The sequence below is a fragment of the Pseudomonas sp. GD03842 genome (assembly GCF_029841165.1).
Classification (GTDB): Bacteria; Pseudomonadota; Gammaproteobacteria; order Pseudomonadales; family Pseudomonadaceae; genus Aquipseudomonas.
Window position 1 is genome coordinate 140,117 of sequence record NZ_JAOCEA010000014.1, and the last position, 18,624, is coordinate 158,740.

Consider the following 18,624-nt stretch of genomic DNA (forward strand, 5'->3'; position numbering starts at 1 on the left):
AAGCCGTGACAGGAGGCAACCTGCTGATTAGAAAGGAAAATATTTCGTTATCTGGAAGCGGGGCGGGCTTGAACGTCCGGTACGCCGAATGGGCGAGGGGGAGGTGTTCGGAAATCCGAATGTTCGGTGTCGGGTAGCGTTAAACCTGCGAAGCAAGCCTGCGAGGTATAACGCACGATGCGGCGGTTCTGAAAATGACCTATTCGCTCATCCGCCCCGCGCGATGGGCGGGGCCGATGCTGATCACCGGGAAAACAGCACGGTTATGCCTGAGTTGCCCTTGTGCTTGGCAGGATGCCTCAGGCAGCCGCTGTAGTGCTTTTGCGGTGAGCCACCTTGTCGAGGTATGCCTGAACGTTCTGCTGTTCCTCGGCAGTGGTGAACAGTCCCAGCTTGGTCCGACGCCAGAGCACGTCGTCCGCTTGAGTGACCCACTCAGCCCTGCACAAGTAGTCCACTTCGGCGCTGTACAGATCTGCGCCAAGATGCTCACCCAAGTCGCCCACGTCATGCAGGCCGTCCACGATCTGCCAACTGCGCGATCCATAGGTAATTGCCCAGCGTTTGGCGAGACCGGAGGGCAGCCATGGGCAGCGCTTTTCCAACTCGCTCGCGAGGGCGGCAGGAGTGGTCATGTTCTCGCCACCTGGCAGGCTGGCCCTGGCCGTCCAGCTCGGTTTCATCTGGGGAAAGAACGGCGCCAGTTGTTGCATGGCCGATTCGGCGAGCTTGCGATAGGTCGTCAGCTTGCCCCCAAACACCGACAGAATCGGCGCTTCTTCGGTGCTGCCCGACAATGACAGCGTGTAGTCGCGGGTGATGGCTGACGGATTGTCGGATTCATCGTTGCAGAGCGGGCGCACGCCCGAGTAGGTGCGAATGATGTCGCCCCGCGTCAGTTGCTTCTTGAAGTGTTCGTTGACGATTTTCAGCAGGTAGTCGGTTTCGCCCTCGGTGATCGCCACCTTGGCAGGGTCGCCGGTGTATTCGCGGTCGGTGGTACCGATAATGGTGAACTGGTCCAGATACGGAATCGCGAAGACGATGCGCTGGTCTTCGTTTTGCAGAATGAACGCGTTCTCGCCTTCATACAGCTTTGGCACGATCAAGTGGCTGCCCTGGATCAGACGGATGCCATACTGAGATTCGAGCTTCAAATCCTCGCGGATGAATTTGGCCACCCAAGGTCCAGCCGCATTGACCAGCGCTTTGGCGCGAATGGAAAACAGACTGCCATCCGCACGTTCCATGTTCAGGTGCCACAGACCATTGCTGCGGCGGGCGTTGAGGCAGCGGGTCTGGGTATGGATGTGCGCGCCCTTTTCACGGGCGGCCATGGCATTGAGCACCACCAGACGGGCGTCATCGACCCAGCAATCCGAGTATTCGAAGCCGCGGGTAATCGTACTCTTGAGCGGGCTGCTGGCGCCGAAACGCAGGTTTTTCGATCCGGGAAGCTTTTCACGCTTGCCCAGATGGTCGTAGAGAAAAAGACCCGCGCGGATCATCCAGGCTGGTCGCAGATGGGGACGATGAGGAAGGACGAAACGCATCGGCTTGACGATGTGGGGGGCTTTTTCCAGCAGCACCTCCCGCTCGGCCAATGCCTCACGCACCAAGCGAAACTCGTAATGCTCCAAGTAGCGCAGGCCGCCATGAATGAGCTTGCTGCTGGCGGACGACGTGTGGCTGGCCAGGTCATCCTTTTCGCACAAAAACACCGACAGGCCGCGCCCTGATGCGTCTGCTGCGATACCGACACCGTTGATGCCACCGCCAATCACGGCAATATCGTAGACCTCGGAAAGGGGTGGGATAGGCAAGGCGGAATCGGCCATCGGGGCCTCCTGTCTGGGATTCGATCCAGTTCGTTTTTGGCGAATTCGAACATTTGCGTTCATTTTCGAAAATACTAGCGCAATAAGGCGCCACTCACCACCTGTGATTGATTGAAAATACTGATTAGGGGGACAGGAAAGGAACAAAATCGAACATGGGTATGTTCGTTCGAAAGGAGTGACAGTACGCGTTTTCGTACCAACGACGTAGGAGCGCGCTTGCCCGCGACCTGGCGCGAAGCGGCAGCAAACACTGAAAGCGCGACATTCCTGTCACAGCACATACGTCGAGATGGACTGCCGCTCCGCGCCAGATCGCGGGCGAGCGCGCTCCTACAAGTACGCGTTCGTTAGACGACTTCCAACCGGATCTTGTTTTGCGTCAGCAGTTGAGCGAGCGCCGGCACAGGGGCCTGATCGGTCACCAGGCAATCGATCAGGGTGATCGGGCCCAGCCGCACCATGGCGTTGCGGCCGAACTTGCTGGAGTCCGCTGCCAGGATCACTTGGCGTGCATTGGCGATGATCGCCTGGGAAACACGCACTTCCTGGTAATCGAAGTCCAGGAGGCTGCCATCCTCATCGATGCCGCTGATGCCCACGAGCGCGAAATCGACCTTGAACTGGGTAATGAAATCGACACTGGCCTGACCCACGACTCCGCCGTCCCGGCGTACGTTGCCTCCGGCGAGCAGCACTTCGAAGTCATCCTTGCCACTGAGAATCGACGCCACATGCAGGTTATTGGTGATGACCTTCAAATGGTTATGGTTGAGCAGGGCGCGGGCGATGGATTCGGTGGTCGTGCCGATATTGATAAACAGCGAAGCGTGATCGGGGATCTGCGCCGCAATGGCTTCGGCGATGCGCTGTTTCTCATCGCGCATCTGATCGGCGCGCATGGCGTAGGCGGTGTTTTCGATACTGGAGTCGTAGGCTGCGCCGCCGTGATAGCGGCGCAGAAGATTCATTTCCGCCAACTGGTTGATGTCGCGTCGGATGGTTTGCGGGGTCACGACGAACAATTGGGCCATTTCCTCGATGCTGACGTAGCCGCGTTCACGGACCAGCTCGAGGATCTGCTGTTGACGGGGTGGCAGATTCATTTTTCTTCCTTCGGGCAAGGGCGTCCATGATGCCGCAGGGAGCCATTATCTGTCAGCCGGAAAAAGTGCCGGAGCCGATCGAAGTGAGCGTGCCCGCAGTGACGCTGCGTCAGATGAGCGATCTTTCACAGAAGCGAGTCATCCGCGCGAGCAAGCTCGATCCTACAACGGGTTGTCAGATTACTCGGCGTCTTCGTGTGGCTCCCAGTCCCGCGTGCGGTCCACCGCTTTGCGCCAGCCCGCATACAGCTTTTCTTTTTCAGTCGCATCACATTGCGGCTCGAACTTGCGCTCGATCACCGCCTTGTCTTTCAACTCGTCCAGCCCGCTCCAGAAGCCAATGGCCAGCCCAGCCAGGTAGGCAGCGCCGAGCGCGGTAGTCTCGCGCATCTTCGGACGCTCCACCTCGGTGCCCAGAATGTCAGCCTGGAATTGCATGAGAAAGTTGTTGGCCACGGCGCCCCCGTCGACGCGCAACGCCTTGAGTGGCTCGCCGGCGTCCTGCTGCATGGCATCGAGCACGTCACGTGTCTGATAGGCGATCGATTCCAGGGCCGCGCGAATGATGTGATCGACTTTCACGCCCCGGGTCAGGCCGAACAATGCGCCACGGGCGTAAGGGTCCCAGTAAGGCGCACCGAGCCCGGTGAACGCCGGGACCAGGTACACGCCGTTGCTGTTCTTTACTTTGGTTGCGAAGTACTCGGTGTCCATGGAGTCGTTGACGATCTTCAGCTCATCGCGCAGCCATTGCACCGTCGAGCCACCGTTGAACACCGCGCCCTCCAGCGCGTATGCCACTTCTCCACGCGGCCCGCAGCCAATGGTGGTCAACAGCCCGTGGTGGGATTTCACAGCTTTTTTGCCGGTGTTCATCAGCAGGAAACAGCCGGTGCCGTAGGTGTTCTTGGCCTGGCCAGGTTCGACGCACATCTGCCCGAACAACGCCGACTGCTGGTCCCCCGCGATGCCGGCGATGGCAATACCGCTTTTGCTGTGGCCGTAGACCTCGGACGAGGACTTCACCTGCGGCAGCATCTCCCGGGGCACGTCGAGCACTTCGAGCATCCGTTCATCCCACTCGAGTGTGTGAATGTTGAACATCATGGTGCGCGAGGCATTGGTGTAATCGGTCACGTGGACCTTGCCCCCCGTAAATTTCCAGATCAGCCAACTGTCGACGGTGCCGAACAGCAGCTCGCCACGACGGGCTCGCTCACGGCTGCCTTCGACATGGTCGAGTATCCATTTCAGCTTGCTGCCGGAAAAATAAGGGTCGATCACCAGCCCGGTGGTTTCTTTGATGTAGTCCTCCAGCCCGTCGCGCTTGAGCTGCTGACAGATCTCGGTACTGCGACGGCATTGCCACACCACCGCGTTGTAGATCGGGCGGCCGCTTTCCTTTTCCCAGACCACCGTGGTTTCACGCTGGTTGGTGATGCCAATGGCAGCGATCTGATTGTGATGCAGGTTGGCCTGAGCCAGCACTTTGGTCATGCAGGCGGTCTGCGTCGCAAAGATTTCCATCGGGTCGTGTTCGACCCAGCCAGGCTGCGGGTAATGCTGCACGAACTCGCTCTGGGCGGTGCTCACCACGTTGGCGTCGCGGTCGAAAATGATGGCTCGCGAGCTGGTCGTGCCTTGATCGAGGGCGATGATGTAGTTCTTGTTGTCGTTGTCGGTCATGTCGATTGCCTGGTGATGAAGCGGAAGGCTGCAGGTCTGCCATCAGTGTACGTGGGGAAGCGCGTGCTTCGCTCGGACAGATGATTGATGGCGAACTCAATATTCGTATTCGAAAAAATATAGACGTAAACGAACCTTGTCAAAGACCTTAAACGAATGCCCGCTGCGTTGGAAACCGCCCCCGTTTTTGTTGCGCCACGCCGCTTTAGATGGAGGCGTTTTGAAGGCAGATGGCCTAAAGTTAGGGCAGCCAACCTTGTCACAGCCCCGGCCTTCTGGAGCCCTGCATGACCCCCGCATTGGAATTGCTGAAAAAAGTTCGAGCCGAACATCGCGTGCACAGTTATGAACATGATCCCAAGGCCGCCTCATATGGTCTGGAAGCCGCGGAAAAATTGAAACTGCAACCTGCCCAAGTGTTCAAGACGTTACTGGCCAGTACCGAGAAAGGTGAACTGCTGGTGGCGGTGGTTCCCGTGGTGGGCTCACTCGACCTCAAGGCACTGGCTCACGCAGCAGGGGCGAAGAAAGCGGAAATGGCCGATCCCGCCGCAGCGCAGCGTGCTACGGGTTACCTCCTCGGTGGCATCAGCCCCTTAGGGCAGAAAAAGAGGCTGCGCACCTTCATCGACGAATCCGCCCAACCGTTTGAAACGATCTTTGTCAGTGCAGGACGGCGCGGGCTGGAGGTGGAGTTGTCGGCGGCCGTACTGGCCCAGCATACCGGTGCTCGTTTTGCGCACATCGGCCGCGACTGAGTCATCCGTTGAAAGCGGTACTGGCGGGCAGGAGGCTCGCCTTCAAACAATAACGATGGGGGATCTTTGCCATGCAGCTGGAATTTCATCAGGTCGACGCATTCAGCGACCATGCTTTCGCGGGCAATCCAGCGATGGTCTATCGCCTCGATACTTGGCTGGCCGATGAGCTCATGCAGCGAATCGCGGCGGAGCACAACCTTTCCGAGACCGCCTTCGTGGTCCGGGAGGCGCAAGGCTGGCACGTTCGGTGGTTCACGCCGAGTCACGAAGTCCCGTTGTGTGGGCACGCCACGCTGGCCGCGGCGCACGTGCTGCTGGAAAAGTACGGCGAGGCGTCTGAAGCCATCGCCTTCACCAGCCGATCCGGGGTGCTGAGTGTCACGCGGGAGAATGGCCGCCTGCTGCTGGACTTTCCCTCGATGCCGCCCAGCGAACTGGGCGTCACCGTCGACATCGAACGGGCGCTGAACGCGGCCGTGGTGGACGTACTGGGGGCCGGGCAATTGCTGGTGGTTCTGGAATCGGAACAGGCGGTACGCGATTGCAAGCCCGATCTGGCTGCCATCGCCCGGCTGCCTTGGCCGGGAGTGATCGTGACAGCCAAAGGGGATGGGGAACGCTATGACTTCGTGTCTCGGTATTTCGCGCCAGCGATTGGCATTCCTGAAGATCCTGTCACCGGGGCGACCCATTGCAGCTTGATCCCCTATTGGTCTGCCCGGTTGAACAAATTCACGCTGAACGCCCATCAGGTGTCGGCAAGAGGCGGCGAGCTATTCTGTCGATTAGAGGGGGATCGGGTGAAGATCGGCGGGCATGCGACGCTGGTGGCCAGCGGCGTATTGACGCTGGGGTAACCCGTTCTGGGTTTGACGAACGCGCCCTTCATTTCCTGGAGGGCGGATTCACGCGGCAGGGAACAGGACCAGATGTTCCGCCGCCACGCGAATGCCGACGCAATCGCCTGTACGTAAATCGATGTGGCTGGGAAACAGGGCTTCCAAAGGGGAGCCGCTTGGCAGTTCCAGGCGATACAGCGTGGCCGCGCCCTGAAACGTCTTGCTCGTGACCATGGCTTTCAGCGCGCTGTCAGGCGCGTAGACGATGTCGTCCGGGCGCAGGAGTACGTCCATCGATGAGCCACGGGCCCCTCGGTAGGCTCGGTTGCCCCGCAGGACGCCCAGCTCGGTCTGTACCGATTCGGCGTCGATCAACTGGCCGCGTACGAAATAACCCTGACCCACAAAACTGGCGACATAAGGCGTCGCCGGCTCGTGATAAAGGTTGTAGGGCGTATCCCACTGTTCAAGGCGGCCGTCCTTGAAGACGCCCACATGATCGCTGACGGCGAAGGCTTCTTCCTGGTCGTGAGTGACCAGAATGGCACTGGTGCCACGGGTTTTGAGGATGTCACGCACCTCATGGCTCAAGCGGCGACGCAACGCGCCATCGAGGTTGGAGAACGGTTCGTCGAGCAAGAGCAATTGCGGTTCGGGGGCCAATGCGCGAGCCAGCGCGACGCGCTGCTGCTGGCCTCCGGACAGCTCGTGAGGATGGCGATCGCCCAAGGCGCTCAGGTTGACCAGTCCCAGCATCTCTTGGACCACCTGCGCCTGGCGCGGGTGATTGCGTATACCGAATGCGATGTTCTCGGCGACGCTGAGGTGTGGAAACAGTGCGTAATCCTGGAACACCATGCCGATGCGACGCTTTTCCGGGGCGAGGGTGAAACCGGGCCGGGAAATGACCTCGCCCGCCAACACGATTTCCCCTGTATGCACCGGCTCGAACCCGGCGATGGCGCGGAGCGTGGTGGTCTTGCCACAGCCCGAGGAGCCCAGCAGGCAACCGATGTCGCCCGCATCGAGATGCAGATCGAGGTTCTGCACCACACGCTGGTTCGCGTAGCCGCAGGCAAGGTCGCGCAGTTTCAGCAGCATCACGTCACTCAGGCGGGGGTGTAGGCGGGCGCCACGAGAAATTCCAGCAGCGCCTTCTGCGCATGCAGACGGTTTTCAGCCTGATCCCATGCCACCGAGCGCTTGTCATCGAGCAGGTCTTCGCTGATTTCCTCGCCACGGTGTGCCGGCAGGCAGTGCATGAACAGTACGTCGTCGGCGGCCAGGTCGAGCAATTCTCGCGTCACCTGAAAGGGCTTGAAGAGCGCATTGCGCTTGGCTGTTTCGTCTTCCTGCCCCATGGAGGTCCAAACATCGGTGCTGATCAGATGGGCGCCCGCCACGGCTTCACGCGGGTCGCGGGTCACGGTCACACGGTCGCCGGCCAGTGCCAGGAATTCGGGGTTCGGCTCATAGCCCTCTGGGCAGGCAACCCGCAGTTCGAAGTCGAACTGGATCGCCGCTTCTATATAGCTGTTGCACATGTTGTTACCGTCGCCGATCCAGGCCACCGTCTTGCCCCTGATCGGGCCGCGGTGCTCGACGAAGGTTTGCATATCGGCCAGCAACTGGCACGGATGCAAGTCGTCGGACAGGCCGTTGATCACCGGTACGCGAGAATGTGCGGCAAATTCAGTGAGGTTGCTGTGGGCGAAGGTGCGGATCATGACCGCATCGACCATGCGCGACATCACCCGTGCGCTGTCGCAGATCGGCTCGCCACGGCCCAGTTGGGTGTCGCGCGGGGACAGAAAAATGGCTTGGCCGCCGAGCTGAATCATGCCGGCCTCGAACGAAACCCGCGTCCGAGTCGAAGATTTCTCGAAGATCATGGCCAGCACACGACCCCTCAGCGGCTCGAAGAGCACGCCTCGATTTCGCAGGTCCTTCAGCTCAATGCCGCGACGGATCAACGCGCCCAGCTCGTCCGGCGTGTAATCCATCATCGAGAGAAAGTGCCTGGTGTTCATCATTAACTACCTTGTCTGCAACAGACCGCAGATCCTCAATGCCGGGTTTTATCGGGAAAACGGGCTAGACCTGCGGCAAAAGTCGCACGGGGCGACGAATAGGGAAGGCGCGAGGGTATAAGAAAATGTCGCCTCGTGCCAAGGGCCGACGTGTTCGAAAACTGCCGTCAGACGTCCGGTCGCTTTAAAACCGCTTCTTCAGGACGCTTTTCGTGCATCAAAGTGCTAGAGTTGCACGGAGCGCGAAGGCAAAATGCCATTGCTTTACGACGGCCGGGTTGAGGTTGTACCCCGAGGCTCGCCGGACGTGCAATTGATACTGTTTGCGCAACAGTTTCAAAATGCTGCAAAACCTTTGCGACATGCTTCACGCCGCGCAAACCCGGACGTTTCATAAACCGCTGGCGTGGGTTATAAAGGCTGCTTATGTCCTCCAGAAGAGGTGGGGAATGGATTCAAAAGAGAAACAACTGACGGAACTGCTCGGGCTCACCGCCCGCACCCTTACGCACCTCACGGCATCCATGACTTCGATGTCTTTCGAGCTGATGCGCAGCGAGGATGAGGTCACTCGCTCCGCGGGTCGCCGTATGATCGACCGCATGGCCACGATCAGTGCCGGGCTCGACGATCACTGGCGCCTGATCGGTGAACTGACGGGCGTCCAAGTCTCGCAGGAACAGGTCGAGACCGTTCACGAGATTCAAATGCAGCGCAAGGTTGTCACGCCCATTGGCGGTTCCGCTTCCTGATTGCCCCTTCTTCGGCCAGGTGAGCCATCGGCTCACCTGATGCTGTGCGATTCACGGCGCTGACGTTTCTGGCGAACGTCGGCGACTGGCGCCATAGTCTTGGTTCCCGCGACGTTTCGATCGCGCTACAAGAACGTGAGACTGGCGATGACCAAGACTCTCCACCACCGAGCCTGCCATCTGTGTGAAGCGATTTGCGGCCTGACCATTGAAACGACCGTCGAAAACGATGCTCCGATGCGCATCACCTCGATCAAGGGCGACGCGCTGGACACGTTCAGCCGCGGTCATATCTGTCCCAAAGCCGTGGCCTTGCAGGATATCCAGGATGACCCGAACCGGCTGCGCCAGCCCATGCGCCGCGTTGGGCAGGACTGGCATCCTATCGGCTGGCAGGAGGCGTTCGACCTGGTGGCTGAGCGTCTCGCCGATATACAGCAACGTCATGGCCAGAACGCGGTGGCGGTTTATCAGGGCAATCCTAGCGTGCACAACTATGGGTTGATGACGCATAGCAATTATTTCCTCGGCCTGCTGAAGACCCGGAACCGCTTTTCAGCGACATCGGTGGATCAACTGCCCCATCACCTGACCAGCTACCTGATGTACGGTCACGGGCTGCTGTTGCCGATCGCTGACATCGATCACACCGATTTTATGCTCATTCTCGGCGGCAACCCACTGGCGTCGAACGGGAGCATCATGACGGTGCCGGATGTGGAGAAACGCCTGCGAGCGATTCAAACACGCGGCGGCAAGGTGGTGGTCGTCGATCCGCGGCGAAGTGAAACGGCCGCGATGGCTGATCAGCATTTATTCATCCGGCCGGGTGGCGACGCCGCACTGCTCCTTGGCGTATTGAACACGCTGTTCGTCGAAGGGCTGACACGCGCAACGCACCTTCCGGTCGATGGGCTGGAGGAGGTGAGAGCGGCCATCGCCTCGCTCGATGCCGATGCGATGAGTGTGCGCTGCGGCATCCCTGCCGAGCAGATTCGTCAACTTGCCCGGGATTTTGCGGGGGCGGAGCGGGCGGTATGTTACGGGCGCATGGGCATCTCCACGCAAGCTTACGGCACGCTGTGCCATTGGCTGGTGCAACTGATCAATCTGGTGACGGGAAACCTGGACCGTGTCGGTGGGGCGCTGTGCACCGAACCTGCGCTCGACCTGGTGGCCTCGACCTCGGGCGGCAGCTTCAATCGCTGGCAAAGCCGCGTCTCGAGGCTCCCGGAATACGGTGGCGAGTTGCCGGTCTCGGCGCTGGCCGAAGAAATGCTCACTCCCGGTGAGGGGCAGGTGAGGGCATTGGTGACGGTGGCCGGCAATCCCGTGTTGTCGACCCCCAACGGGCGCCGATTGGACGAGGCGTTGGAAGGGCTGGCGTTCATGGTCAGCGTTGACCTCTATATCAACGAAACCACACGCCATGCCGATCTGATCCTGCCGTCCACGTCTGCGCTGGAGAATGACCACTACGACACCACTTTCAACCTGTTCGCCGTGCGCAACGTTACCCGTTTCAACCGCGCGATACTGGCCAAGCCTGAAGGCGCGTTGCATGACTGGGAAATATTCGTTGGGCTGGCCAAGGCATTCGCTCACAGGACCGGTCGCGAGCTGAAACCGACCCTGCCGCCTGCGCAGATGGTGGATCGCGGTCTGCGGGCAGGCTTATATGGCGAGGCGTCAGGGTTCAAGCTGTCGCTGGACACCCTTAACGACTATCCGCACGGGCTGGACCTGGGGGCTCTGAAACCCAACCTGGCGCCACGCTTGAAGACGGGCAATCAACGGGTGCAGGCGGCGCCCGAGGTGATCCTCGCCGATCTGGTGCGATTCGCCACCGCTCAGCAGCCACCCGCCGATACGCTGCTTCTCATCGGTCGACGTCATGTACGCAGCAACAATTCCTGGATGCATAACTACCATCGCTTGGTAAAAGGCAAACCCCGTCATCACTTGTTGATGAACCCTGAAGACATGGCTCGTCACGGTTTGACGGACGGCCAGCGGGTACGGGTGGCCTCGCGGGTGGGTGGCATTGAGGTCGAAGTCATGGGCAGCGTCGACATGATGCGCGGAGTGGTCAGCCTGCCGCATGGCTGGGGGCACCGCCGCCCCGGGGTGCAGATGGACATCGCCAGGGAGCAGCCCGGCGCGAGTGCGAACGATCTGACGGACGAGCGGCATCTGGACGCGGTCTCGGGAAACGCAGCGCTCAACGGGGTTCCAGTGACGGTGACCGCGGCATGACGCTCATCATATTTATCGGCTCGATTGAGGCCAAGACCGAGCGTGCCGCTGGGTAATCGGTTAGAATGCGGCACCGTGTCGACTCATACAGTCGTAAAGTTCAGCCGAGGTGCTCCATGGATATCATCGAAACGATCAAAGACCAGATTGCCAAAAACACCGTTCTGCTCTACATGAAAGGCGCGCCGAACGCTCCGCAGTGCGGCTTCTCGGCCAAGGCTTCCCAGGCGCTGATGGCGTGTGGCGAAAAATTTGCCTACGTCGATATCCTGCAGAACCCAGAGATCCGCGCCAATCTGCCTAAATACGCCAATTGGCCGACCTTTCCTCAGCTGTGGGTCGATGGTGAGTTGGTGGGCGGCAGTGACATCATCGTTGAAATGCATGCCAATGGTGAACTGCAGCCGTTGATCAAGGCGGCAGTCGAGAAAAACGCGACGGCGTGATTCAAGTGCCCATGAAAAAGCCCCGGTCTCTCGCGAGATACGGGGCTTTTTCGTATTGAAGGCTTGACTCAGTCTTCTTCGCCCATCTGCGACTGCAGGTAGTTTTCGATGCCGACTTTGTCGATCAGGCCCAACTGGGTTTCAAGCCAGTCGATGTGCTCTTCTTCGGATTCGAGAATGTCTTCGAGCAGTTCGCGGCTGCCGAAATCGCCTACGGTTTCACAGTGTGCGATCGCAGCTTTCAAGTCCGCATGGCCTTTACGCTCGATCTTGAGGTCACACTCCAGCATTTCCTTGGTGTGTTCGCCGATCAGAATCTTGCCCAGGTCTTGCAGGTTCGGCAGGCCTTCCAGAAACAGGATGCGCTTGATCAGTTTGTCAGCGTGCTTCATCTCATCGATGGATTCTTTGTATTCGTGCTTGCCGAGCTTGTTCAGACCCCAATCTTCGTACATGCGGGCGTGCAGGAAGTACTGGTTGATCGCGACCAGCTCGTTTCCGAGGATCTTGTTGAGATGCTGGATGACGGTAATGTCGCCTTTCATGATCGAGGTCCTGTCGAAGATGTTTTATACAGGCCGCAAGTTTGAGCTTCGAACTTTCCGCTGTCAAACCTAAGTTATTGAATAATAAGTGAAAATAAATAGGAATAAGAATGTTTGTGTTCCGCATCTTATCGCTAAGCGATTGAATTCCCGGCATAAAAAAACCGGACACAGGGTCCGGTTCTTTGAAATATGTTTTTCAAGCAGCAGAAAATTCTGCGGGATAGGCCAGCGCCGCCTGTGTGGTTTGCAGTTCGGTCAGGGTTTCGCGAACCACTTCCTTCGCAAGGCAGGCACATTTCCCACATTTGGTTGCGACTCCGAGGGTTTCGCGTACTTCACGATAGCTGCAGCATCCTTCCATGATCGCTTCGCGGATTTGTCCGTCGGTGACACCTTGGCAGAGGCAGACATACATAAAAATAGGACCGTCGCAGAGTGATGGGCTTATGTGCAACGGATACTAATGTTAATGAGAATGCTTGTCAAAACTACTCGCTTGAACAGGTAGGGGCGCCCGATCAGTGGTCAATGTGATGAGCGCGGGATTGGGCACCGCGAGGTTTGCGCGCTTTGGCGCAATAAAAAACCGGCCACGAGGACCGGTTCGAGTGGGGTGTCGATCCGCTTCAGTGATCGAAGTCGTGCCAGCCGCCCATTTCTTTCCACCGGTTGACGATACCGCAGAACAGCTCGGCGGTCTTTTCGGTGTCGTAGCGCGCTGAGTGAGCTTCCCGGCCATCGAAGTCGATATCTGCCGACTGGCAGGCTTTCGCCAACACTGTCTGGCCATAAGCCAAGCCGGCGAGGGTGGCCGTGTCGAAGCTAGAGAAGGGGTGGAACGGGTTGCGCTTCATGTCCAGCCGTGCCACTGCTGCGTTCAGGAAGCCCAAGTCAAAACTGGCATTATGGCCCACCAGAATCGCGCGTTTGCAGCCGTTCGCCTTCAGCGCCTTGCGTACGCCCCGAAAGATATCGGTCAACGCAGCTTCTTCGCTCACGGCCATTCGCAGCGGGTGATCGAGCTTGATGCCGGTGAATTCCAGGGCCGCCGCTTCGATATTGGCACCCTCGAATGGCTCGACCCGGAAGAAGTAGGTGTGCTCAGGGAATACGAACCCTTTTTCGTCCATGCCGATGGTGGTCGCGGCAATTTCAAGCAAGGCATCGGTCGCCGCATTGAAACCGCCGGTCTCCACATCGACGACGACCGGCAGGTAGCCACGAAAGCGCGCTGCCATTGGATGTCGTGCGCCGATGCCGCCGCCAGCGCTGTCCTGATCGTCGTCGTAAAGGTCTTCACTCACGCGTTGTCCTCCAGCAGGCGCCAGCGCAATGTCTCGCCGGCGCGCAGCGGAATCACCGACAGCTCACCGAAGGGAAGGCTGGTCGGGGCAGTCCATTCGTCACGCACCAGCGTGATGGTGTCGGTATTGGCAGGCAAGCCGTAAAACGCTGGCCCGTTAAGGCTGGCAAAACCTTCCAGCTTGTCCAGCGCATTGCGCTGTTCAAAGGCTTCGGCGTACAGCTCGATGGCAGCATAAGCGGTGTAGCAACCGGCGCAGCCGCATGCAGCTTCCTTGGCGTGCTGAGCATGGGGTGCAGAATCGGTGCCCAGGAAGAACTTGGGGCTGCCGCTGGTCGCTGCGTCCAACAAGGCCACTTGATGCGTGTTGCGCTTGAGGATTGGCAGGCAATAGAAGTGCGGACGAATGCCCCCCACCAACATATGGTTGCGGTTATACAAAAGGTGATGCGCGGTGATGGTGGCGCCGACGTTGGCCGACGCCTCATTGACGAACTGCACCGCGTCGCCAGTGGTGATGTGTTCGAAGACCACCTTCAACGTCGGGAAACGTTCGACGACACGGCGCATGTGCTCATCGATGAAGATCTTCTCGCGGTCGAACACGTCGATGTCACCGCGGGTCACCTCGCCGTGGATCAGCAGGGGCATGCCGACTTCGGCCATTGCCTCCAGCACCGGGAAGATCTTGTCGACACTGGTCACGCCTGAATCGGAGTTGGTGGTGGCTCCGGCCGGGTACAGCTTGGCAGCGTAGACAAAGCCACTGGCCTTGGCGGCGCGGATGTCGTCAGGCTGGGTCAGGTCGGTGAGGTAGAGCACCATCAGCGGCTCGAAACGGCTGCCGTGCGGGCGGGCAGCCAGAATGCGCTGGCGATAGGCCTGCGCCTGGTCCGCCGTACGAACGGGAGGAACGAGGTTTGGCATGATGATGGCGCGGCCAAAGGTGCGCGCCACGTCAGCGACGGTATGGGGCAAAACGGCGCCATCACGAAGATGGATATGCCAGTCGTCGGGGCGCAGGAGGGTCAGGCGGTCGGACATGGGGGAATTCCAGGCGGGCAAACTCGCGGGGAATGCTACCGGAAAAGACTCGTCCAGGCACCCGCTATCAAGTTTTGTAGGAACTTACCGATAGACACGTGTAAGCGATAAATTTGTTTCGCGTGAAATTTTCCAGTGGAGCCTCCCGTGCGCCAGCGATATCTAGCCCTGCTCAGCGTGTTTGCCAGCCTTCCGGCCATGGCTCTCACTTTCCAGACCCGTCTGGAGAATATCGAGTGGAAGGTAGAAGGCGATCAGTTCGAGTGCCGTCTGAGCCAGCCGATCGCCGATTTCGGTGCGGGTGAGTTCGTGCGTCGCGCAGGCGAGCAGGCGACGTTCCGGCTCAAGGCGACCGGCTACAGCCTGGCGTCGGGTTCCGCGACCCTCATTGCTGCAGCCGCCCCTTGGCAACCGGGGCGCGGGGATCTCAATCTGGGGGCAGTGAAAATCAGCGGCGGCGACATTCCGTTCAACACCAGCCAGGCCCAGGCGGGGCGCTTGATTGCAGGCTTGATGGATGGGCGTACGCCCGTCATCCGCCATGCGCTGCGCGAGGGTGGGGCAATGGAAGTCCGTCTGTTGCCGGTCAGGTTCAGCAAGGCTTACTCGGATTTCCAGGTGTGCACCGCCAAGTTGCTACCCATGAACTTCGACCAGGTGCGCCAGACCGAAGTCGGCTTCCCAGGTGGTGGTATCGACCTGGATGCTTCGGCCAAGCGCCGTCTCGACACCGTCTTGGCCTACATGAAGGCCGATCCTACGGTCAACCGTGTGGAACTGGATGGGCATTCCGATAACAGTGGCAACCGGCTGACCAACCGTGACCTTTCCCGTCGTCGTGCCCTGGCAGTCATGGACTACCTCAAGGCCCAGGGCGTTCCTGAAGAGCAGATCATCGTCCGGTTTCATGGCGAGCAATATCCGTTGGTGCCGAACACCAATAACGCCAACCGCGCGCGCAACCGGCGAGTCAACATTCATCTGGACCGCGTCGCCGAGCAGAAACCATTCGTTCCGCCCGTCACCGCACCCGCCCCGGCGACGACGCCAGCCCCCGCAGCGCCAGCGGCACCTGCTACGGCAGCTGGCGCAGCGAGCGCCAAGGTTTCCTGACCCGATCACGCCGTGGAGCGACAGCGTCTGTCGCTTCGTCGTCACAAGCTGTCGCGACACTGTAAATCCAAGCGTATGAGCGGTAGAATCACCGGTTTTCCGTACAACGCGTTGGAGTGATGGCATGGCGGACGTTAACAAGGTAGTTCTCGCGTATTCCGGTGGCCTGGATACTTCGGTAATCCTCAAATGGCTGCAGGATACGTACAACTGCGAAGTGGTGACTTTTACCGCTGACCTGGGTCAGGGGGAAGAGGTCGAACCCGCACGCGCCAAGGCGCAAGCCATGGGCGTGAAAGAAATCTACATTGACGATCTGCGCGAAGAGTTCGTGCGTGATTTCGTGTACCCGATGTTCCGCGCCAACACCGTCTATGAAGGTGAGTACCTGTTGGGTACTTCCATCGCTCGTCCGCTGATTGCCAAGCGTCTGATCGAAATCGCCAACGAAACCGGCGCCGACGCGATTTCCCACGGCGCGACGGGCAAAGGCAACGACCAGGTCCGTTTCGAGCTGGGCGCCTACGCGCTCAAACCCGGCGTGAAAGTCATTGCGCCATGGCGTGAATGGGACTTGTTATCCCGTGAGAAACTCATGGACTATGCCGAAAAGCACGGCATCCCAATCGAGCGTCACGGCAAGAAGAAGTCCCCGTATTCCATGGACGCCAACCTGCTGCACATCTCCTATGAAGGTGGCGTGCTGGAAGACACCTGGACTGAGCATGAAGAGGACATGTGGCGCTGGACCAAGTCTCCGGAAACCGCCCCGAACACCCCGACATACATCGAGCTGACCTACCGCAACGGCGATATCGTCGCCATCGACGGCGTCGAGATGACTCCGGCCACTGTCTTGGCCACGCTCAACCGCATCGGCGGCGAGAACGGCATCGGCCGGCTGGACATCGTTGAGAACCGCTATGTCGGCATGAAGTCCCGCGGATGCTACGAGACCCCTGGCGGCACCATCATGCTGAAGGCACACCGGGCCATTGAGTCGATTACTCTGGACCGCGAAGTCGCTCACTTGAAAGACGAGCTGATGCCCAAATACGCCAGCCTGATCTACACCGGCTACTGGTGGAGCCCTGAGCGTCTGATGCTGCAGCAAATGATCGACGCGTCTCAGGTTCATGTGAACGGCGTCGTGCGTCTGAAGTTGTACAAGGGCAATGTGATCGTGACAGGTCGCAAGTCGGATGAGTCCCTGTTCGACGCCAACATCGCTACTTTCGAAGAGGACGGTGGCGCGTACAACCAGGCCGACGCTGCAGGTTTCATCAAGCTCAATGCGCTGCGCATGCGCATCGCCGCGAACAAAAATCGCAAGCTGTTCTGATCGTCACACGTCTGCCGGGGTGCAGCCCTTCACCGGGTTGCACCCACTCCCCGACATCACCTTCGCTTACGCTGACGCCAGGCTTAACGGCTGCGATTCGTGCTTGGAATCTATGTGTTCCGCTCCTCGCGATCATCTTCCTGGGTTGGTGACGCTGCTTCAATGTCACCTGTGTCTGACGCCGTGGCACTGCTGAGCTCGAATCGGTAGGCCTTGCCGATGTTCCACACGTCGCGCACGCCAATGTCCAGAAGTTGCGCGATTTCCTGCACGGTGTAACCCAGCGTCGAGTAATGCATCGCGTGCCCGGCGGTCACATCGTCGATGGTGACAGGGTCTCGGCTGCGTGGAAGTCTGGCGCCCCGCACCGGCCGACTGTGATGAATCTTGACGCCGTTCTCGCTGGCCAACCGTTTGATATCCTTTCGATTCATCCGCAGCGAATATTGGAGTGCCGTCACGCCAGCGCCTTTGGCGACGAGGCCTTTCAATTGTTCGAGTCGTGCATCTGGCTGCGCGGTCGTGCTGATTTGTGAGGTAGTCTCCTTGGGGTCTTTACTGGCATGCCGGGTTTCTCCCTCTGGCACAATGTTGATGACGCCTCCTTGCGCGACGTAGGCTTCTATTGCCTCTGCCAATTCAAGGGGGCGGTTGGCCTCTACTGAAGTTAAATAGATTTTCTGAGTCATTGAAGGGTTCCTTCGAGCAGGATGCTACGGTCAATTCGATGCCGTAAAAGTCTGTGATCGAATAAGTCGTCAAACGGCATTGGAGCAGGTTGGCGCAGTGGAATGTCGCTCGCTAACTCGATAATGGCATTGAAGATAAGTGCATGCGCGTTAACGCGGTGGTAGTAGTTACTTTTCGCCAAGTTTTCCCGGTTGTGCAATGCGTTTTGAATAAAAAAGTAACGACTGGTCTTGGGTTTGGCAAGTAAAAAAATACGTTTTCCCTGGCAGTGGTAAGTTGTAATCGCGAACGCGTGCGCGTTGAAGAGTTTGGTCTGTTAGTTATGTAGTATTTTTCTTATTTATGGAAGTGTCAGTGGCGATGTAGGAAGATATGGTATTACGTAGACGCCGGGGCGCCTGGCGATTGCTTATCGGGACATTATTAAGTTCATTTAATTCTTTATGGTCAGAAGGGGTCCGCTGGTGGGGGGCAGATTCGAGCCGGCTTGGAGCGCCTTCCAGGTCAGTCTCGACGTAGGACGGGACTTTCAACAAGATCCGAAAATTTTGTAGGAAGGTTCTTTGAATAAATATGTATTGAAAATATATTTTTTGAGTGTGTATTTTTCAGCGCGATGCTATCAAGACGTTGCGGGTTGTAATTGGCAATATTTTATGATTGAACATGTGTGGCATGTTCGGGATATCGGCTTATCCTGAGCGTCAATGTGTGGAGCAGGAGTAACAATCAATCCATGGCCCAAGACTGTGCTGAGATGAGAACCGCTTCATCTGTCGGTAATGAACGCTTTCTCTGTGTCGGTTTTCACACTCTGGAATAAATGGTCATCCAAAAATTGAACACGGTCAGGATTTTCGTGGAGCATGG

The 18,624-nt window shown here is 58.6% G+C and carries 17 protein-coding genes; 7 read left to right on the forward strand and 10 right to left on the reverse strand.

What is annotated here, in order from left to right:
* Positions 1–299: 299 nt before the first annotated feature.
* The 3 genes from glpD to glpK all read right to left on the reverse strand — a co-directional run bounded on the left by glpD (position 300) and on the right by glpK (position 4,630).
* On the reverse strand, positions 300–1,838 hold the full coding sequence (gene glpD, locus N5D61_RS19905; protein WP_108239377.1) for a glycerol-3-phosphate dehydrogenase: 1,539 nt from the start codon (positions 1,836–1,838) through the stop codon (positions 300–302).
* 350 nt (positions 1,839–2,188) lie between these two features.
* Complete coding sequence (locus N5D61_RS19910; RefSeq protein ID WP_108239378.1) at positions 2,189–2,944, reverse strand: DeoR/GlpR family transcriptional regulator; 756 nt, start codon at positions 2,942–2,944, stop codon at positions 2,189–2,191.
* Between the two features lie 180 nt (positions 2,945–3,124).
* Positions 3,125–4,630, reverse strand: a complete 1,506-nt coding sequence (gene glpK / locus N5D61_RS19915; RefSeq protein ID WP_108239379.1) for a glycerol kinase GlpK — start codon at positions 4,628–4,630, stop codon at positions 3,125–3,127.
* Positions 4,631–4,917: 287 nt separating this feature from the next.
* Between glpK and ybaK the strand changes: the two genes are divergently transcribed.
* Complete coding sequence (gene ybaK, locus N5D61_RS19920) at positions 4,918–5,388, forward strand: Cys-tRNA(Pro) deacylase (protein WP_108239380.1); 471 nt, start codon at positions 4,918–4,920, stop codon at positions 5,386–5,388.
* A 71-nt stretch (positions 5,389–5,459) separates the two neighbouring features.
* Entirely contained in the window at positions 5,460–6,248 is a 789-nt protein-coding gene (locus tag N5D61_RS19925) for a PhzF family phenazine biosynthesis protein (protein ID WP_108239381.1), read from the forward strand.
* Between the two features lie 48 nt (positions 6,249–6,296).
* On the opposite strand, the gene N5D61_RS19930 is transcribed toward N5D61_RS19925, so the two are convergent.
* Both N5D61_RS19930 and argF read right to left on the reverse strand, forming a co-directional pair.
* A complete protein-coding gene (locus N5D61_RS19930; protein WP_279893965.1) occupies positions 6,297–7,343 on the reverse strand; it encodes an ABC transporter ATP-binding protein in 1,047 nt (348 codons plus the stop codon).
* Positions 7,340–8,260 (reverse strand): ornithine carbamoyltransferase, encoded by a 921-nt coding sequence (argF, locus tag N5D61_RS19935; RefSeq protein ID WP_108239383.1) that lies wholly within the window; start codon positions 8,258–8,260, stop codon positions 7,340–7,342. Before argF ends, N5D61_RS19930 begins: the two co-directional genes overlap by 4 nt.
* Before the next feature lie 449 nt (positions 8,261–8,709).
* On the opposite strand from argF, the gene N5D61_RS19940 reads away from it, so the two are divergent.
* The 3 genes from N5D61_RS19940 (at position 8,710) to grxD (ending at position 11,714) form a co-directional block, all read left to right on the forward strand.
* Positions 8,710–9,012, forward strand: a complete 303-nt coding sequence (locus N5D61_RS19940; RefSeq protein WP_062387999.1) for a hypothetical protein — start codon at positions 8,710–8,712, stop codon at positions 9,010–9,012.
* A 147-nt stretch (positions 9,013–9,159) separates the two neighbouring features.
* Positions 9,160–11,268 carry a molybdopterin oxidoreductase family protein gene (locus N5D61_RS19945; protein ID WP_108239384.1) on the forward strand — a complete coding sequence of 703 codons (2,109 nt, stop codon included), beginning with the start codon at positions 9,160–9,162 and terminating at the stop codon, positions 11,266–11,268.
* Positions 11,269–11,384: 116 nt separating this feature from the next.
* A complete protein-coding gene (grxD, locus tag N5D61_RS19950) occupies positions 11,385–11,714 on the forward strand; it encodes a Grx4 family monothiol glutaredoxin (protein WP_108239385.1) in 330 nt (109 codons plus the stop codon).
* A 68-nt stretch (positions 11,715–11,782) separates the two neighbouring features.
* Here grxD and bfr read toward each other — a convergent pair whose 3' ends face one another.
* The 4 genes from bfr to pyrC all read right to left on the reverse strand — a co-directional run bounded on the left by bfr (position 11,783) and on the right by pyrC (position 14,609).
* Positions 11,783–12,259, reverse strand: a complete 477-nt coding sequence (gene bfr / locus N5D61_RS19955) for a bacterioferritin (protein ID WP_279893946.1) — start codon at positions 12,257–12,259, stop codon at positions 11,783–11,785.
* A gap of 199 nt (positions 12,260–12,458) precedes the next feature.
* Positions 12,459–12,677 (reverse strand): bacterioferritin-associated ferredoxin, encoded by a 219-nt coding sequence (locus N5D61_RS19960; RefSeq protein WP_108239387.1) that lies wholly within the window; start codon positions 12,675–12,677, stop codon positions 12,459–12,461.
* A 211-nt stretch (positions 12,678–12,888) separates the two neighbouring features.
* Positions 12,889–13,566 carry a ribonuclease T gene (gene rnt / locus N5D61_RS19965; RefSeq protein ID WP_108239388.1) on the reverse strand — a complete coding sequence of 226 codons (678 nt, stop codon included), beginning with the start codon at positions 13,564–13,566 and terminating at the stop codon, positions 12,889–12,891.
* Positions 13,563–14,609, reverse strand: coding sequence for a dihydroorotase (pyrC, locus tag N5D61_RS19970; protein WP_108239389.1), 1,047 nt, complete (start codon positions 14,607–14,609; stop codon positions 13,563–13,565). The genes rnt and pyrC overlap by 4 nt, the downstream gene beginning before the upstream one ends.
* Positions 14,610–14,756: 147 nt before the next feature.
* Between pyrC and N5D61_RS19975 the strand changes: the two genes are divergently transcribed.
* Complete coding sequence (locus tag N5D61_RS19975) at positions 14,757–15,722, forward strand: OmpA family protein (RefSeq protein WP_279893948.1); 966 nt, start codon at positions 14,757–14,759, stop codon at positions 15,720–15,722.
* Positions 15,723–15,846: 124 nt separating this feature from the next.
* On the forward strand, positions 15,847–17,064 hold the full coding sequence (locus N5D61_RS19980; protein ID WP_108239391.1) for an argininosuccinate synthase: 1,218 nt from the start codon (positions 15,847–15,849) through the stop codon (positions 17,062–17,064).
* 110 nt (positions 17,065–17,174) lie between these two features.
* Here N5D61_RS19980 and N5D61_RS19985 read toward each other — a convergent pair whose 3' ends face one another.
* Positions 17,175–17,753 carry a hypothetical protein gene (locus tag N5D61_RS19985; protein ID WP_279893949.1) on the reverse strand — a complete coding sequence of 193 codons (579 nt, stop codon included), beginning with the start codon at positions 17,751–17,753 and terminating at the stop codon, positions 17,175–17,177.
* Positions 17,754–18,624 lie beyond the last annotated feature (871 nt).